The organism is Cyclobacterium sp. L-R (genome assembly GCF_056859355.1).
In genome coordinates this window covers 51339-68316 of record NZ_JBSXOH010000080.1, presented here as the reverse complement: position 1 = coordinate 68316, position 16978 = coordinate 51339, and the positions used below count along the sequence as shown (strand labels likewise).

Below are 16978 nucleotides of genomic sequence, written 5' to 3'. Positions count from 1 at the left end.
CGGCGGTTAACTGTCCTGTTTCTATATTAACTGGAGCACCTTTAATGCCAGAGCCTCCTATATCCAATCCTAAAATTTCCATTAAAACAATTTTTATCGCTTTGTAAAATAACCCTATTCAACTTTGGTGATTAAAGTTAGCTAAAATTATACTGATTACATTCTTTTACATATTGAAAAATTCAAAAGAAAACCGATTCCATTTTATAGGTTATTTCGCTACTCTCTTTTTATTGATTGCGCAAATATTAAATAGCCTATAAAAAATAAAACTTTTAAAAGAATTGGTAGGAGGGGATTCCCTAATAGAGGAATGTCTTATGAGTGCATGATGTTTTGTAAGCTCAGTTTAAGCCGAAATATGCAATAGACAATCTATTAAGTGCTGAAATCGCTTTAAAATCAGCCATTTCGTTGCTGTTTTCAATTTCACCATAGCGGTGCTATGCTAAAATCTCCAAACAGCCTGATTTTCTTGCGATTGCAACACTTCCCGTAAACACGGGACAGGCTATCATGAATTCTATTACATAATCCGGGTTAATAACAATTTGGCAACAAGACCTTCTAGGTTGTTTTAGTGAAAAGGGAGGTGGCGCCTGTCAGCTTAACACCATGAAATGAGTAAAGATTATAAGGTGAGGCCAATTGATTTTAAAAACATACAAGGGGGAGTAAAGCAATTACTCCCCCAGATTCAATATTTATTTTCGATCTTACCATCAGCATGGATGGCAAACCTACCTTTGGATTTGTCATGTACATGTTCATGGCTTCCCCAAGGCCAGCCACCAAATTGGGTCCTTTGAAATTCGCCGACTGCTTCCTGGATTTCCTGATTGCTATTCATGACAAAAGGGCCATGCTGAACCACTTTTTCATTAATGGGTTTCCCTTGTAAATAAAGAAAGTGAGCCTCTTTGTCTCCATTTTTTATGCGATACGATGACTGATCTCCCAGTACTATCGCTTTATTTTCAGCCACAATCTGTTCATCTATTTCTATTTGTTCTCCTGAGTAGAAAAACAATGACCTGTCTACATTAGATGGCACCTCAGGTAAAGTAAATGTGGAACCCGGATTTGCCTTGATTAACCATATGCCTACTTCACTGTCCGGGTCTGCTGCATAAGAATCCGGCGCTGGAGCCAATGACCTCACTTTCTCAAATTCCCCAGCAATGATTTTGAATGTCGTTTCCAGTCCATTATCGTCTTTGATTGTTACAATGGGGATTTGTTCATTCCACATCATCTTAAAATGGGCCGCAACATTTTTCTTGGCCCTTGGAAGGTTAAGCCATATTTGGAAGAATAGCATTTCATTTTTTTCAGTTTCATTGAGTAATGGAAACATCTCTGAATGCATTACCCCTCCTCCGGCAGTCATCCATTGGGTGTCTCCGTTCCCAAATCTTCCAGCTGCTCCAAGTGAATCAGAATGGTCCACCAAGCCCTTTTCTACAATAGACACTGTCTCAAAACCTTTGTGAGGATGGGCTGGAAAACCAGGCACCTTACTTCCGTGGTACATATTCCATCCATCTTTACCAGAAAAGTCCTGACCAATGTTCCTTCCGGAAAGATTTGCCTTAGGTGCCATTTCTTGATTTCCTTCAGGGAAAACATCGTTGTGAAAAGCACAGAATAAAAACGGGTCCTGTGTTGGCCATTGCGCCCCTAAAGGTTGAATTGATTTTATAGCAGATTTCATAACATGTATAAATTATGTGTATATACATGTAATAATCGCTATTAATTAAAATAAGTTCATTCAACAATTTTTAACCTTACATTTTAGTGCAAGGGATATAAAGGAGGATGGGGAATCCATCCACTAACAAGGTGCTCTCAATAAATCACAATTTGTCAAAATTGTTGATCAAAAAAATGTTGGTTTTTCATTGAGGGTAAAGGGGAGATGTAAACCTCTTGGTTTATCTAAAAAAATATAATTCTTAAAGCAGGAAAAGATTATTTGAATTGTAACTGCACGATGAAAAACCATTGGATAGTTTTAGCTTATATTAAAACTTAATAAAATGACTTGAAGGGGTCTAGGTACCTTCTTATTACAATCTGTCCAATTAGGGGGTGATCATTAAGTCTGTTATAACCTTCATTTCCATCAAGTTTATCTGAAAAAGTAAACATCAATGTTCCTTCAAAAGCGATGTCTGTGTAGATGTCAAGCCGGTAGCTCAATCCTCCTTTGAAAGGGATATAGCTAGTGAGTTGAGTGTCTTTATGATTACTTGTACCATCAAAATTAAATTTTGTGGTTTGATTAGAATTCATTAGTAAGCCTATTCCAGCTCCGCCATAGGCATTTATTTTTGTTCTTCGGGCATGGTTTTCTGAACTGAAAAGGTAAAAGCTTGGAATTAAATCGAGAAATAGTAAGTTGTTCTTACTTGTGATAGCCTGATTACTTGCAGCCCATAACTGCACGGTCGTTGGACCATAGTGATCAGGATCCTGACTTCTGTACCTTTGGTATCCAATATTGGCCCTTACGTCCCAGTGTTTGTGTATTTTTCTACCATAGGTAAATGACAATCCAGGTCTTAATAGGAATGTCAGGTTCCTGACTCCTCCGGCATTGTCTGCATAAATAGTCCCAAGGCCAATTCCTGCTTGCAAGAAGTTGTTTCTTGAGATTTTTTCTTTGTAAAAGTTCTGTCCATTACTGGAGCCTAAACTTAGCCCTGAAACTAATACAAGTGCTAAAAAGGACTTAATAAGGTAACTATTCATACTAAATGAAAAATAGATTGATAAGGTGATATTCATGCGATAATTAAAAAAAGATCGCAGAATAATATAATCGTATTATCCTTTGAACGCTCAAAAGTACCAATTCTTGCATATTTCTTAAGCATAAGTTGTAAATAAAATTTATAATCTATTGAAATATGTTCTCAATGTTTATTAACTTAGTGAGTTAAGTATTTGTTTAGAATACAGGATAAAATTGTTTGAAACTAATTTTTTGTGTTTTCACACCAAAAACCATTTTTATTTGCGTGTGATTTTGAATAATAAATAGCAATAAAAAAAAACAGTATTTATGAAAGGAATTATTTTAGCTGGAGGTTCTGGCACGCGACTGTATCCATTAACCATTGCAGTAAGTAAGCAATTGATGCCTGTTTATGACAAACCAATGATTTATTATCCATTGTCAGTATTGATGATGGCAGGAATTAATGAGATAATGATTATCACCACACCTGAGGACAATGAGGCCTTTAAAAAGTTGCTAGGGGACGGAAGTCAAATAGGTTGTAAATTCACCTTTGCCATTCAACCAAAACCAGAAGGTTTGGCCCAAGCTTTTATTATTGGAGAAGAGTTTATAGGTAAGGATAAAGTAGCCCTTATTTTAGGTGACAATATTTTTTACGGAACAGGCTTACAAAAAACCTTAAAAAATCATACCGACCCTGATGGAGGTGTTGTTTTTGCCTATCATGTCAATGATCCACAAAGATATGGAGTGGTTCAGTTTGACGATAACAATAAAGTTTTGAGTATAGAAGAAAAGCCAACTACTCCAAAATCGAATTTTGCTGTTCCTGGTTTGTATTTTTATGACAATGAGGTCGTTGAAATAGCCAAAAACATAAAACCCAGCAGTAGGGGAGAGCTAGAGATTACAGATATTAATGTAGCCTATTTGGAAAGAGAAAAACTTAAAGTAGGCATACTGAACAGGGGGACAGCATGGTTGGATACAGGAACCCATCAATCTTTACTACAGGCGGCTCAATTCGTTGAAGTGATTGAAGAGCGGCAAGGGTTGAAAATAGGGTGCATTGAAGAAATTGCCTATAGGAATGGATTTATTGATGCAGAGATGCTTGAAAATGCGGCTATAAAGTTAGGTAAAAGCGGCTACGGTGTTTATTTGAGGGGATTGCTTAATAAAAACCAATAAAACTTCGCTAAAGAATTTCAGTAGACTAAGGCGTGTTCTGAGTCTAAATGCAAATATCAGTATTTGAATAACATAATAATTGATAAAAAAATCACCTTCAAGTTTGGAGGTGATTTTTTTTTGCTTACTTTTGTATTGAGTAAAATGATTTTTAGTGTAACATAAATGTATTTCGATGTTGGATATTGTGATAATAGATGATGATAAGGTGAGTACTTTCGTTACAGAACAATATATTCGAAAATGTGTAACTGCACCTTACAGAATTCATAAATTCTCATCAGCAGTTGGTGTCTCCCATCAAGTCGCGAAAATAAATCCAAAATATTTGTTCTTGGATTTAGTTATGCCACAAATGACTGGTTGGGATTTTTTAGACGAAATAAAAGGAACAGATCTCACTTCAGAAGTATATATATTAAGTGGATCATTGGATAAATCTGATGTTGAAAAGGCCAATAATAATTCACTGGTAAAGAAATTTCTTCCTAAACTTTCAGTTAAGGAATGTATTCCTGAAATATTCAGAAATTAAGATTTTTTGTAGGGTTTAAGATTAATTATAATCGCAAGCACATAGGCTCTGAACTTTGTTCAGGGCCTATGTTTTTTTGTTTTTAAAATTGCTTTGCAATGCATAAGGACCCATTTTTTGAAGACTTTTAGCATCCATATTTTTCTCATAATAGGTGAGGGCTGTATGCGTATCTAAAAATATATGATCTTCACCTATTGTTTCAATGAGTTGCCATTTTACAAGCACATCTCTGACAGGGCCTTTTGCGCCAATAATATACAGGTCAATGTCATTGTTTCTCCAATCTTTAATCCAGGTTTGTAAGGTCAGCGCACCCGTACTGTCAAGGCTAGTAACACTTTCCATGTTTAAGAAAATCATTTTTATCGCGCTTGATCTTTCTGCTCTCCATTGGTTAATTTTCTCATTGATAAAGTCCACATTGGCAAAATAGATTGGGCCATCAATCCTTACAATAATTAGGTCTTGATTTATTTCCAAGTCATTGAACCTCTGAATATTCCTGAAGTTATTGGTGCCAGGGACTCTGCCTAATTGAGCCATGTGAGGTCTTGAAGCCTTATAAATCACCAACATTAATGAAAGAATCATTCCAGAAAGAATCCCCAGGACAATGCCCATCGTTAAAGTTACCAAGAAGGTGGCAGTGAACATGTAAAAGTCCTTTCTGTCTTTATGCCAAAGCTCTATAGGGCTTTTCCAATCCACTATGCCAGAAACAGCAGCGATGATAACGGCAGCCAAAATGGCGTAGGGCAGATAGAAAAAATAGCTGGTAAAAAACACCAAAGTCATCACAATTATTCCTGCACTGATAATAGAAGCCAGTGGTGTTTTTGCTCCGGATTGGTCATTTACTGCTGACCTTGAAAGTCCTCCAGTAACAGGGAAACCTCTTACCATTGAAGAACTAATATTTGCCATTCCTAAAGCAATAAGTTCTTGGTTTGCATTGATCAGATAGTTTTTATGCCTTGCATTTATGGTTTTGGCAATTGAAAAACTCTCGGCAAAACCAACCAGAGAAATGGTGATGGCAATAGGGAATAAATTTGTCCAGGTAGTCAATTCAAAAGTTGGTAATGATAAGCCAGGCAAACCTTTGGGTACTTCTCCCAATACCATCACACCTTCATCCGTAAGTCCTAAAAATCTTACCAAAACAATACCTAGGATAACGGCAACTAAAGATCCAGGAATAGCGGGATGTATTTTCTTTGCAAATTTGATGATTAAAATTCCAGCTAAGCCTATACACATTGTAAGTAAATGAGTTTGGCCAATGGTTGAAGCCAAACCGATAAATATATTTTGGATGTGATTGCTACTAGGAAAGTTCAGTTTTAATAAATGTTTTAATTGACCAAAGCCAATTATAAGGGCAGCAGCAGAAGTGAAGCCTTTTATTACGGGTTGGGAAAGAAAGTTAACCACAAATCCTAGCCTGAAGAGGCCCATTAAAAATTGAATTATTCCCACCATAAATGCCAGTGTGATGGTATAATAAAAATAAGCTGAGTAATTTTCTGGACTTAGGCTACTGATTCCTGCACCCACAAGTAAAGAAATCATTGCGCCCGGTCCTACAGCCAATTGTCTAGAACTGCCCAAAAGAGCATAAACCAGCAATGGGAGCGTTACAGCGTATAATCCATGAATGGGGTTTAGTCCGGCGAGCAAGGCGTAAGCCATCCCTTGGGGAACAAGCATAATGGCAACAATAAGCCCAGCAGATGTATCCCCTAATAAATTTGACCTTTTATAATTCGGGAGCCAATGTAATATTGCAAAGTGTTTTTTTAAGTGCATACTCCTCTGAAAATTCTTGTCAATATTGAAAATCTAACTACAAATAGGAAATGATGCCCTATTTGTAGTTTAATGATGCCCATATCAACTATTGTTGCTGAAACAACAGTACAAAAAGTACTTGTTTTCCTCTTTTCTTTGTATCATGAGATTAATATTTTCCAAATTACGCTCTTTTTTTATGGTGATTTAGTAATTTTTGTCACCTTTTAAATTGATTCAACCAACCATTAAAACAATTTCTTTTTTTAAATATTTACCTAAAGTATTGGAATACCTCTGGGCTTCCCAGATTTCAAGATCCATGTTTTCTTCACCAAAAACTTTTATTAGCAACTGGTTTTCATTCTCTTGACAGTAAATGTTTTGTACCCATTGGTTTTTTGTTTTGTCTAAGCCTATGGCAATCCTTAAGATACCAGCCAAAAGATTGAGTCTCTTTTTTTGATATTTTTCCAGTTTTCTATATTTCTTATGGTTTTTGTTAGGACCTTTTTTTCTATGGTACCTAGCCAAGTGACCTAATAGTAGTACCTCGTCATTGGTGAATCCCCTCAGCTGACTGTTATTGATTAAGTATCTCGAATGTTTGTGATAGTCCTGAAAGGCTACAAATAAACCAATGTCATAGATTAAGGAAGCATAGCTGACCAGTTCTCTTTCATAATTATCAGCTTCATGGAGATGCTTAAGTTGGTCGAACAATTGTAAAGCAATGCCCAATACATGCTTTTTTTCCGTTAAGTCAGTGTCATATTTTATGGCAAGGCGTAAACAGCTTTTCTCCTTAAGGTTTTTCCCCTGACTTATTTCTTCAATTTGTATCCCATGCTTTTCTATGTGATTGATAATCATTCCATCCCTTAATGAAGCATCTGAAATGGTTAGTGCGGAAGCATTAACTTGAGTTAATATTTCAACGAGTAGGAGTGCGCCAAGGTGTATGGCATCCGCCCTGTTGCTACTTATTCCGGGGATTTCTCCACGTTCTTTGGGACTAGCGTCTAACAAGCGATCTCGTAGCTTTACAAGGCTCTTAAGTTGAACTGTCTCTGCGTTGACTATTTCAGGGGCAGGGTTGTCGGCCTTTACCAAACAGGCTTCTGCTAAAGCACGAATAGTTCCAGAAGTCCCAATTACCCTGTCAAAGCCAGTTTGATTAATTTTAGCTAATACAGAACTAGCAGCCTGTTTAATGTGAGCTTTGAGTTCCTCTTGGGCTTTATCGTCAATTTTAGTTTGATCTCCTATATAGTCCAGCAAGCGCAAAACGCCCAGTTTCATAGAGTTGCCATAAAATATTTGGTTTTGATCACCGATGACTGCTTCAGTGCTACCACCACCAATGTCTATGACGAGTATTTTTTCTTTCTTTAAGGCAATAGCTTCTCTTACAGCAAGAAAAATCAATTTGGCTTCCTCCTTACCAGAGATTAATTGGGGTGAAATTCCTGCTTCATGAATTAATCTGTCCAAAAATTCCCGGCCATTTTTAGCTTCCCTCGTAGCACTGGTAGCAGATACGATAATGTCATCCACTCCATATTGATCAGCTAATTGTACGTATCTCTGGACCGTAGCAACACCCAGATCCATGGCTTCTTTACTGAGTTCTTTATTGGCAAAAACTCCGACACCAAGCTTCACCATGTTTTTTTCCTGCATAAGGATGTCAAAATGGGTTCTAGATTGAACCTTGACAATGATCATGTGGATACTATTTGTGCCAATATCGATTGCAGCAATATTCATAGGTAGCTTTTATTTTAGGTAAGACTTGTTCATAAAGGCAATGTGGCTAATGGAAATTCCTTGTGGACACTCTATCTCACAAGCTCCTGTATTTGAGCAGGCACCAAAACCCAACTCATCCATTTTATTGACCATGTCATTTGTTCTTTTTTTATGTTCTAATTCACCTTGCGGGAGCTGTGCCAAATGACTGATTTTGGCTGCAGTGAAAAGGGATGCACTGGCATTTTTACATGAAGCTACGCATGCCCCACAACCAATGCATGAGGCAGCATCAAATGCAGCTTCTACGGTGTCACTACTGATCAATGTTTGGTTGGCTTCCGGAGCTTGGCCGGTATTTACGCTAATATATCCTCCGGAAATTATGATTTCATCCAATGCACTTCTATCCACTTTTAGGTCCTTTTTAATGGGGAAGGGGCCAGCCCTAAAAGGTTCTATATAGATGGTTTCTCCATCTTGAAAAGAACGCATATGTAGCTGGCAAGTGCTGGTATGACCTCTTGGACCATGCGCCCTACCATTGATAAATAATCCACATTGTCCACATATGCCTTCCCTACAATCAGAATCAAATGAAATAGGGCTTTGTCCGCTAAGGGTTAAGTTTTCATTGAGCTGGTCCAACATCTCTAAAAAGGACATGTCGGGAGAAATGTCTTTAACGGCATAAGCCATCATTTTACCCTTCAATGAACCCTGTTCTTGTCTCCATATTTTAAGTTTGAAATCCATTATTTATAGCTCCTTTCAGTAGGTTTTGTAAATTCAAAGTTTAGCATTTCTTTAATCAAGAGTGGGACATTGTCTGATTTTTTCCAGCAGGATATGAATGTAAATTCCTCGTCGTTACGAATAGCTTCTCCGTCATTGGTTTGGAATTCCGTTCTGAAATGTGCGCCACAAGACTCCTCCCTGCTGAGGGCATCGATGCACATAAGTTCACCTATTTCAAGGTAGTCCGCTACTCGTCCCGCTTTTTCTAGTTCTTCGTTTATACCATTGATTTTTGAAGGGATCTTAAGGTCATTATAGAATGAAGCTTTTAAATTTCTGATCGCCTCAATTGCAATAATTAAACCTTTTTCATTTCGACTTAACCCACATTTGTCATACAGAATTTTCCCTAGCTCCCGGTGAAAGTAATCCACTGTTTTATTGCCATTTATTTTGCCTAAATCCTCCAACTGCTTGGTGACCTGTTGCTCACATTCTATGAAAGCTGGATCTTCTCTGTTTATAGCTTCGGGGTTTCCAGATTGGGCTAGGTAATGAGGGAGGGTTTGAGGTAGGATATAGTAACCGTCTACGCAGGCTTGAAGTAGAGAATTGGCGCCTAGGCGGTTGGCTCCATGGTCTGAGAAATTGGCTTCACCTATGGCGAAAAGCCCAGGGATATTGGTACTAAGTTCGTAATCTACCCAAAGGCCTCCCATGGAAAAATGAGCAGCTGGAGAAATCTTCATTGGTTCATTATAGGCATTAATACCAGTGATCTTCTGATACATATCAAATAGATTACCGTACTTTTTGGCAATAGTTGCTTTCCCTTGATTGGCCAAGGCATCTTTAAAATCTAAGTAAACTGCGTTTTTCAAAGGTCCTACTCCATGGCCTGCGTCTATCCTCTCTTTTGCTGCACGGGAAGCGATGTCTCTAGGTGCTAAGTTGCCATAGGAAGGGTATTTCCTTTCTAGGTAATAATCTCTTTCCTCTTCAGGGATATCTTCAGGTTTTCGATTGTCATTTCTTGTCAATGGAACCCATATCCTGCCATCGTTGCGTAGGGATTCTGACATAAGGGTAAGCTTAGATTGATAGGCACCTGATTGGGGAAGGCAGGTAGGGTGAATTTGCGTCCAGCTGGGACATGCCATCCAGGCTCCTTTTTTATGTGCTCTCCATATTGCCGAACCATTGCAACCCATGGCGAGGGTAGATAAATAATAAATTTTACCGAATCCACCTGTGGCTAAAACCACAGCATTAGCCGTGTGTCTAGTGATTTTTCCGGTGTCAAGATTTCTGGCTATGATACCTTTTGCTACTCCATTTATTAATACCAGGTCCAACATTTCATGTCTGGTATAGGTGGTTATTTTTTTTGCCTTTACCTGACGCATCAAGGCCTGGTAAGTACCTAAAAGCAATTGCTGTCCAGTTTGCCCCCTGGCATAAAAGGTTCGGCTTACCTGGACTCCTCCAAAAGAGCGATTGCTTAAATACCCACTGTATTCCCTAGCAAAAGGAACCCCTTGTGCCACAGCCTGATCGATTAAACTTGCAGAGCATTCAGCTAGCCTAAATACATTTGCCTCTCGTGCCCTAAAATCCCCTCCTTTGAGCGTGTCATAAAACATCCGATGTACACTGTCACCATCGTTTTTGTAGTTCTTCATTGCATTCACTCCACCTTGGGCTGCAACTGAATGGGCTCTTCTGGGAGAGTCTTGAAAACAAAACACGGAAACATTATAACCTAATTCAGCAAGAGAAGCTGCTGCAGAAGCTCCGGACAGTCCAGTGCCGACAATAATGACATGGTATTTATTCCGGTTATTAGGGCTGATAAGTTTTGCTTGGTTTTTAAAATTAGACCATTTGTCCCTCAGGTCACCTTGAGGGATTTTTGATTTGGGAATTTGTTTACTATCAGTACTGAAATACATGCTTGAAAAATTAGATTTCTACTTCTACTAGTTAATAATAACAATTTTATACTTTGTTCTGATGAATTTTGTCCTTTAATAATGATATTAAATTCAAAGTGTGACATAAGTCACGATTTTAAATAATATAACAAGGTATTCTTGTATAGAAAAACCTGGTAAATGACTTGAGTTTCTTCTGGAACAAACCAATTTGAAAAAAATAAGGTTATAAAACTGTCTGCTAAATTTGGGCCCTTGGCTTTTTGTCTAGGGAAATGCAAAAGGATTTCCCGAATCAATACAGCAAGTGATCTTACCACATAATTGATTGTCTTTTACCTAATCGGGTTTAACCAAGAGAATGCAAAGAGCTTTGTGAATCAGACAGGGAGTGTTTTTATCAGCTTATAGATAGGTTTTGCCTGTTTCAGGTTAAACGATGCGGTAAAGTTTTGAAACTTAGTAAATGGAGAAGTATATAAAATTAATTGGAGATGCCTACTATGGTTATTTTAATTACCTAGTCAATGAGATCATGTACCCATCCTGGAGCAATTATTTCTGGTGGTTGGTAGGACTTTCATTGGTGGTGTGGTTACTGGAATTGTTGTTTCCCTGGAGAAAAGAGCAAGCAGCCTTGAGAAAGGATTTCTGGCTGGATGGCTTTTATATGTTTTTCAATTTCTTTTTATTTTCATTGATCGCATTTAATGCAATTTCCATGGTGGCAGTGGAGGCTTTCAATGAGTTCCTTGGCCTTTTTGGAATTGAAAATGTTGTGGCCATAGAAATTGATACCTGGCCTTCTTGGGCGCAGTTTTTGACATTATTTCTGGTTGCCGATTTTATTCAATGGAATGTACATCGTCTTCTTCATAGGGTTCCTGCGTTTTGGGAATTTCATAAAGTTCATCACTCTGTTGAAGAAATGGGCTTTGCTGCCCATTTGAGGTTTCATTGGATGGAGACCATTCTGTACAAAACAGCTCAATATCTCCCTTTAGCAATGATAGGCTTTGGGTTAACAGATTTTTTTATTGTGCATATTTTTGCTACAGCCATAGGACATTTAAATCATGCCAACCTTAGGATAACCTATGGCCCTCTCAAATACTTGTTCAACAATCCCATCATGCATATCTGGCACCACGCAAAAGAACTTCCTGAAGGACGTTATGGGGTCAACTACGGGCTTACGCTAAGTATTTGGGATTATTTATTTGGAACGGCTTACATTCCTCATGAAGGCAGGGATATACCTCTAGGTTTTGATGGGGTGGAAAAATTCCCTACAACTTTTTGGCAACAAATTAGCTATCCTTTTACCAAGAATAAGTAGGGGAATAGAGGCTTATAGTTCTAAGAATTTTTGTGGTAAAACTGCTGTGATTTAGCAGGGATTCTACATAGTTAAGCTTCAATCGGACTTGTCGATTATTTCAAGTCTCTTAAATAAATTTTTTTCAAACGAATCATTGCTTCAACATAATAATAGTCTGCATATATGGCTTGATCTAACCCTTCATTGTCAGAGTTGCAAATTGACGAAATTGCAAATCAAAAGACGATAGAGTTGGAAAAGACAACACCACATTTGGTTACTTGGCAGGACTGGAGTTGGCCTCGTGTCGTCGGAGACTATTGCAAATTTATTGGTTATGGTTCTCGACCATTTTATAACTCTTTGGTGACAAAAGCTACAGGCGAACAACTTTTCAAAAACTCATTTTATTTTAACTTAATGGACGACTCTGATATTTATGGGCCGCTAATAACAACGGATTACCAAAACTATATAATCTTTCTTTTCAATACTTTGGCATTGAATTCCACCACCGTCATATTCCACCCTGCGGTATAATTAAGACCAGTTACTTTTTATAACTTACCCTAGTAAGAAATACCATCTCGCTTTGTGATTTGGATTAATCTCCCTCTAGATAAGTTATAATTTGGGTATATGGAAGCATGGCCTTTATTTTTTCTTCCTCGCTGGGTGGGTAATTATTTCCATTGATTTCGAGGTGCTTAAGCGTGTCGGCGAGCTTATAAAAGGTGTCTGGGAATTTGGTGATTCTGTTTCTTCCCAAGGCTAGCATGGTTAGACTAGAGAGGTCTCCTATGGAAGCTGGGATTTCAGTCAAGTGATTATAAACCAATCTGATGCTCTTAAGCTTACTCAGTTGTCCAATACTTTCAGGAAGTTCTTTAATTTTACAATCATTAGCACGGAATGCTTCCAAATTTCTAAGCCCTCCAAAGCTTTGGGGTAAGTAATCTATTTCACCGGATAGTGTGAGGGACTTCAAGCTACTAAGATTTCCTAAGCTTTCTGGAAGTGTGGTGAGTTTTAGTGTCAAACTGAGTCTTTCTAACTGTCTAAGGTCCCCGAAATTTTGAGGAATCTCTCTTAACCCAGAAGTATTATTCACAGTAAAATCCTTTAGATTTATAAGGTTGGAAAAGCTCTTTGGGAGTCTCTGATAGTCTCCAGTAAGCCAAAGGGTATGAAGTCGGGTGAGTTTGCCGAAATCTTCTGGTAAAATTGCATTTGGACCATTAACCCTAAAGAAGCAAAATTCCAAAGCTGACAATTCGGAAAAAGAATTGGGGATACTTTTGGACAAGTATGGTCCTCTGAAGGTTCTGAGATTCTTAAGGTTCCCAATGTTTTCAGGGAGTTTTTCAATAGTGTTAAGGCCTAAGTCGACATAATCCAAACTGCTCAATTCACCAAAACTTTCTGGTAAATGTGTTACACCTGAATTGACTAAATCCAAAAATTTCAATTTTTTAAGATTTCCAAAGCTCTCAGGTATTCTTCCCAAATCGGGAACAGTACTGATAATGAGGGTGTCCAATTCTTGGAGATTTCCGATGTCCTCAGGCAGGTTTTGAATTCTATTATGAGAAAGGAGAAGGTAGGTGAGTTGTTGATAGCTTTTAGTAATCACTTCAGGGAATTTATTGATTGGGTTTCCAGGAAGGATAAGCCTTTTCAGATGCTTTAATGCCTGCAATTCAGGAAACAGCTCCAAATTCGCAAACTTCGAAGCTCTTCTATCACCTAACATGGCTATTTCAATAACGTCTCCATTTTCATTTTCTTTGTAGTAGTAGTGATTGTTCAAAATACCAAGTTCCTGCAAAGCCTCTTTTTGGTGGTATTCTCCCGGAATGAAATCCAAAGTATCTGAAGCCGACACACTGCCATACCATGTGGTCCAAACGATTTGTATAGGTGTCTTTTCTAATGCGTATACCCTTATATCCGGATATTCATCTTGTGGCTTATATGTTCCAGTGCTAAAGCCTTGAATGTGATGATAATCTCCAATAATGGACCACTTCCCTCGATCGTATTCTACTCCTGATACTTCTATCCTTGTTCGATAAAAATCAGCTCTGGACTCGGTAATTTGGGTTTTAAGCGGGACAAAAGAAACGTTTACCGTATCTTCAGTTTTCTTATCGTCTTTCAATAATTCCCACAAAAGGTGGTATTCCTCTCCGGGCAAGCCATTGAAAATAGCTTTTGGATCGGATTGATCAGAAAAGTAAACCTTATCATCTACTAATCCACTCAGAATGCTCCATTTCCCCTGCTCTTTGGGTTGCAATGAATCAGCATCCAGCTTAACCCAAAAATTGGACGAATTCAGGATATCCTCACCTCCCTGAGTAGGTGGAAAAGGAAGGTCGGGACGCGGAGTTTCTTCGACTTCCTGACAGGACCAAAGAGCCACTGCCAAAAGGATAAGCAAACCAAAAGATTTCATTCTCATAAAGCTTAAAAGGTATATTTTAAGAAATGATTTATTCGTTTAGGCTAGGATGTTCAAAGTATCCCCATGGATCAGCTTTTATAAAAAGCAACTTTTGATCACAATCAAAGGCATTCATATTTTCCCTACTGGCAGCAATTCTAAATCCAAAGTCACCATCAACCAAGATGTCCTTAGCTGAGACATTTGTCATAGATTCGCCATAAGATTTTCTCCATTCAACTGTCCTATTATTGCCAAATTTGACCAGCCCCATTTTTTTTTGATAAGAATAGGCATTTACCATTCCTATTGCTATTAATCCATTCTCGGGAGTCTCTTTGACAGAATAGAAATAATGGTAAGGATCTATATGGTCCCAAATTTTTTCACCATTCGAACGAATTTCAAAAATTCGGGCACTGTAAGATTGAGAATTACTGATACTGATTCCTCCAAAAACAATATTTCCGTTTTTAAGCTCGATAAGTGTTTGCGGCAGGTCTAAATTGGAATCACCATAGGTTTTTTCCCATTCGATCTCTCCTGACATAGAAAGTCTTAAAATCCAAAAATCAATTTGTTCACAATAGCCAGAATTAGATTCCTGCTTAGTACATCCATTCGTTTCTTTTCCTCCAAGAATCACTAAATTATTTTCCCGGGAGATCACTATTCTCTTAAAAGAACTTCGTAGTGATGTTTCAAAGAATTTTTCCCATACAATTTCTCCATCAGGACTTAGTTTCATCAATACTCCCTGCTTGATTACGTCAACCTTCTCCGAATTAAGGTCACCGATAAGGAATATTTCTTCTTTCGCTCCTTCTACAATATCTTTAATTTCGACTCCACCTATACCTCGATTGAACAGTTCAATAGCCTTTACCCAAATCTCATTTCCATTATTGTCTAATTTGATGACATGATGATTACTCATGATCAAGAGACCTGTTTTTGTTAAGAATGCTTGGATTTCCCAATAATCTCCATTTTCATAAGGATACGACTTCATCCAAATCGGATTCCCAAATGGATCAATTTTGGCAACAAAGTTGAAATAATTAGAGCCGTTTTCAGATGACTTTCCTATGGCAAGGTAATTCCCATCCGGTGCCTTAATAAGGTTTTGGATAAAGCCAGAAACACACTCTTGATCCATACTGAAATTCAGGTATTTTAAGAAGGTTTGATAATCTCTTTTCGTGATAAATTCAAAGTTCACTGAGTAGGTATTCCCCTGAGGATCTTTAGCTAATACTTTACCTGTGTAATTTGTCAATCCATTGAGTCTATCAATGACAAGGCCTGTATCAACTTGGTTTTCTGATAGTATGCTATCCCCCAAAAAGATTGTGTATTGATTTCTAAATCCCTCAGGATCTATGGATTCTTCCCAACTCAAAAATGCTTTGTCGTAGGTTACACTATCAACAGAAACAATGAATTTCTCTGGAGGTAGATTTATGTCACTTTTTTCATCTGGTGAAATTGGAATTTGATCATCTTCGGAAATTCCTTCACAGGAACAAAAAATTGCCAATAGCGCCAGTACTAAAAAATTATTCTTCATGAGTAAAAATCTGATTTCGAATCAAAAAATGATTTCTTAGTTCAATGATAATTTATAAGTTGGTTGTTTTCAAGGATTTTTTTTCAAAATATTGATAATCAGTGGGATTATTTTCTTAGGGGAAACCCCAAGAATGCTATGAGATCTAACGCCCCATGCTTGCCCCGCTATTGCCAAACGTACTTAGCAAAGGAGAAATAGTGGGAATCATTCGGCGTGTGTTAATATGAAACATCGGACGACTCTGCTAATCATCCAAAGCGTCGGACTTCGGATTAGTGAAGCAATCAACTTGCGGGTGAGAGGCATTCACTCAGAAGAAGGTTACTTGTTCATTAAAGGAGAAAAAAACTTAAAAGACCGTAGAAACGGTCCTTTCTCCCAAATTACACCAGGAACTTCGAGCATATTATCGTGGATTTAAGCCGTCATATTGGCTTTTTGAAGGACAGGAAGGAGGACAGTACACAACTAAAAGCATCCAAAATATCTTCTGGGCATCAGTTACCAACAGCTTGGCTAATCCTTTGGCGACAGCTCATACGCTCAGACATTCCTTAGCAACTCATTACCTACAATAATTGACCAATCTACGCATGATCCGAGTCCTATTAGGACACTGCAGTAGCAACACCAAAGACGTATACAGTCATGTTTTGAAAGTTTCCAACAAAAATAGTCATCACTTAACCAAATCATCGAGTTGCTTAATTTGACAGGACAAACAGCCGCAAAAGCTGACTTTCCAGCAACGGTTCTTATACAAGCATAAAAAGCCATAACTGAAAATAAAACCCTGATAGATAATAATTTAAGAGGGGAAGTTTGTCCAACTCCGTTTTTCTTTAGAGATGCCCGCAGGAGCAGGAGAAGATGAGTCTGTTTTTACAAGGCAAAGAAAAAGGCATTACAACAGTAGGTATCTAGCTATTTGAATAAGTGTTACTA

Annotated in this window: 13 protein-coding genes; 5 read left to right on the top strand and 8 right to left on the bottom strand. The window is 37.9% G+C overall.

Annotated features, from left to right (window positions below; translation table 11 throughout):
• Window positions 1–697 precede the first annotated feature (697 nt).
• On the bottom strand, window positions 698–1714 hold the full coding sequence (locus AC13EX_RS15000) for a pirin family protein (RefSeq protein ID WP_482893309.1): 1017 nt from the start codon (window positions 1712–1714) through the stop codon (window positions 698–700).
• Between the two features lie 320 nt (window positions 1715–2034).
• A complete protein-coding gene (locus AC13EX_RS14995) occupies window positions 2035–2793 on the bottom strand; it encodes a hypothetical protein (RefSeq protein ID WP_482893308.1) in 759 nt (252 codons plus the stop codon).
• A gap of 277 nt (window positions 2794–3070) precedes the next feature.
• Here AC13EX_RS14995 and rfbA point away from each other — a divergent pair, with 277 nt between their 5' ends.
• Window positions 3071–3940, top strand: a complete 870-nt coding sequence (gene rfbA, locus AC13EX_RS14990) for a glucose-1-phosphate thymidylyltransferase RfbA (protein ID WP_482893307.1) — start codon at window positions 3071–3073, stop codon at window positions 3938–3940.
• 175 nt (window positions 3941–4115) lie between these two features.
• Entirely contained in the window at window positions 4116–4475 is a 360-nt protein-coding gene (locus AC13EX_RS14985; RefSeq protein ID WP_048642321.1) for a response regulator, read from the top strand.
• Window positions 4476–4541: 66 nt separating this feature from the next.
• Here the strand turns inward: AC13EX_RS14985 and AC13EX_RS14980 are convergent, their stop codons facing one another.
• From AC13EX_RS14980 to AC13EX_RS14965, 4 genes are all read right to left on the bottom strand, one after another.
• Window positions 4542–6287 carry a SulP family inorganic anion transporter gene (locus AC13EX_RS14980; protein ID WP_482893306.1) on the bottom strand — a complete coding sequence of 582 codons (1746 nt, stop codon included), beginning with the start codon at window positions 6285–6287 and terminating at the stop codon, window positions 4542–4544.
• A 219-nt stretch (window positions 6288–6506) separates the two neighbouring features.
• The gene (locus AC13EX_RS14975) at window positions 6507–8039 is read right to left on the bottom strand and encodes a Ppx/GppA phosphatase family protein (protein ID WP_482893305.1); all 1533 of its coding nucleotides are present in this window, start codon (window positions 8037–8039) and stop codon (window positions 6507–6509) included.
• 9 nt (window positions 8040–8048) lie between these two features.
• Complete coding sequence (locus tag AC13EX_RS14970) at window positions 8049–8777, bottom strand: succinate dehydrogenase/fumarate reductase iron-sulfur subunit (RefSeq protein WP_482893304.1); 729 nt, start codon at window positions 8775–8777, stop codon at window positions 8049–8051.
• Window positions 8777–10711, bottom strand: a complete 1935-nt coding sequence (locus AC13EX_RS14965; RefSeq protein WP_482893303.1) for a fumarate reductase/succinate dehydrogenase flavoprotein subunit — start codon at window positions 10709–10711, stop codon at window positions 8777–8779. Before AC13EX_RS14965 ends, AC13EX_RS14970 begins: the two co-directional genes overlap by 1 nt.
• Window positions 10712–11159: 448 nt before the next feature.
• On the opposite strand from AC13EX_RS14965, the gene AC13EX_RS14960 reads away from it, so the two are divergent.
• Both AC13EX_RS14960 and AC13EX_RS14955 read left to right on the top strand, forming a co-directional pair.
• On the top strand, window positions 11160–12032 hold the full coding sequence (locus AC13EX_RS14960) for a sterol desaturase family protein (RefSeq protein ID WP_482893302.1): 873 nt from the start codon (window positions 11160–11162) through the stop codon (window positions 12030–12032).
• Window positions 12033–12218: 186 nt separating this feature from the next.
• Entirely contained in the window at window positions 12219–12554 is a 336-nt protein-coding gene (locus AC13EX_RS14955) for a CbrC family protein (protein WP_482893301.1), read from the top strand.
• 64 nt (window positions 12555–12618) lie between these two features.
• On the opposite strand, the gene AC13EX_RS14950 is transcribed toward AC13EX_RS14955, so the two are convergent.
• Together AC13EX_RS14950 and AC13EX_RS14945 are read right to left on the bottom strand one after the other, a co-directional pair.
• Entirely contained in the window at window positions 12619–14472 is a 1854-nt protein-coding gene (locus AC13EX_RS14950; RefSeq protein WP_482893300.1) for a leucine-rich repeat domain-containing protein, read from the bottom strand.
• Window positions 14473–14509: 37 nt separating this feature from the next.
• Window positions 14510–16030 (bottom strand): fibronectin type III domain-containing protein, encoded by a 1521-nt coding sequence (locus tag AC13EX_RS14945; RefSeq protein ID WP_482893299.1) that lies wholly within the window; start codon window positions 16028–16030, stop codon window positions 14510–14512.
• A gap of 226 nt (window positions 16031–16256) precedes the next feature.
• Here AC13EX_RS14945 and AC13EX_RS14940 point away from each other — a divergent pair, with 226 nt between their 5' ends.
• Window positions 16257–16454, top strand: coding sequence for a hypothetical protein (locus tag AC13EX_RS14940; protein WP_482893298.1), 198 nt, complete (start codon window positions 16257–16259; stop codon window positions 16452–16454).
• Window positions 16455–16978: the final 524 nt, after the last annotated feature.

Excerpts from the sequence above, each read along its gene's own strand:
- rfbA (WP_482893307.1), top strand. The coding sequence starts at position 3,071 with ATGAAAGGAATTATTTTAGCTGGAGGTTCTGGCACGCGACTGTATCCA.
- AC13EX_RS14970 (WP_482893304.1), bottom strand. The coding sequence starts at position 8,777 with ATGGATTTCAAACTTAAAATATGGAGACAAGAACAGGGTTCATTGAAG.
- AC13EX_RS15000 (WP_482893309.1), bottom strand. The coding sequence starts at position 1,714 with ATGAAATCTGCTATAAAATCAATTCAACCTTTAGGGGCGCAATGGCCA.
- AC13EX_RS14950 (WP_482893300.1), bottom strand. The coding sequence starts at position 14,472 with ATGAAATCTTTTGGTTTGCTTATCCTTTTGGCAGTGGCTCTTTGGTCC.
- AC13EX_RS14960 (WP_482893302.1), top strand. The coding sequence starts at position 11,160 with ATGGAGAAGTATATAAAATTAATTGGAGATGCCTACTATGGTTATTTT.
- AC13EX_RS14980 (WP_482893306.1), bottom strand. The coding sequence starts at position 6,287 with ATGCACTTAAAAAAACACTTTGCAATATTACATTGGCTCCCGAATTAT.
- AC13EX_RS14975 (WP_482893305.1), bottom strand. The coding sequence starts at position 8,039 with ATGAATATTGCTGCAATCGATATTGGCACAAATAGTATCCACATGATC.
- AC13EX_RS14965 (WP_482893303.1), bottom strand. The coding sequence starts at position 10,711 with ATGTATTTCAGTACTGATAGTAAACAAATTCCCAAATCAAAAATCCCT.
- AC13EX_RS14940 (WP_482893298.1), top strand. The coding sequence starts at position 16,257 with ATGAAACATCGGACGACTCTGCTAATCATCCAAAGCGTCGGACTTCGG.
- AC13EX_RS14995 (WP_482893308.1), bottom strand. The coding sequence starts at position 2,793 with ATGAATATCACCTTATCAATCTATTTTTCATTTAGTATGAATAGTTAC.
- AC13EX_RS14985 (WP_048642321.1), top strand. The coding sequence starts at position 4,116 with ATGTTGGATATTGTGATAATAGATGATGATAAGGTGAGTACTTTCGTT.
- AC13EX_RS14945 (WP_482893299.1), bottom strand. The coding sequence starts at position 16,030 with ATGAAGAATAATTTTTTAGTACTGGCGCTATTGGCAATTTTTTGTTCC.